Raw genomic sequence first — 287 nt, 5'->3', positions numbered from 1 at the left:
AACGGCGATGGGCCAAGCGTCTTTTCTTTCGAAGTTGCCCACGACCTTGCCTGCTTGGCGGACCAGGAGAAAATCTTGCCTTTAATGCCCTTACCGGCCTTCGCGGCTGCGGAGTTGTAGACCTTTTCCAGGACGCGCGGGACAACCAACAACACGGAGGGCTTGAATGAGGCAATGTCGGGAAGCAGGTTCTTAATGTCGGGGGAGAATCCGAGTGTTCCTTGGCCGGAGATCACCACGTGCATGACGAAGCGAGCGAGTACGTGTGCCACGGGAAGGAACAGAAG

The 287-nt window shown here is 56.8% G+C and carries 1 pseudogene; it reads right to left on the bottom strand.

From position 1 onward, the window contains the following. Window positions 1–287, bottom strand: a pseudogene (locus QP415_RS11550) (long-chain fatty acid--CoA ligase); the annotation flags it as partial.

The organism is Pauljensenia sp. UMB3104, from assembly GCF_030217285.1.
Classification (GTDB): Bacteria; Actinomycetota; Actinomycetes; order Actinomycetales; family Actinomycetaceae; genus Pauljensenia.
The sequence above is the reverse complement of the archived record's forward strand: the minus strand, read 5'-3'. Positions and strand labels throughout refer to the sequence as shown.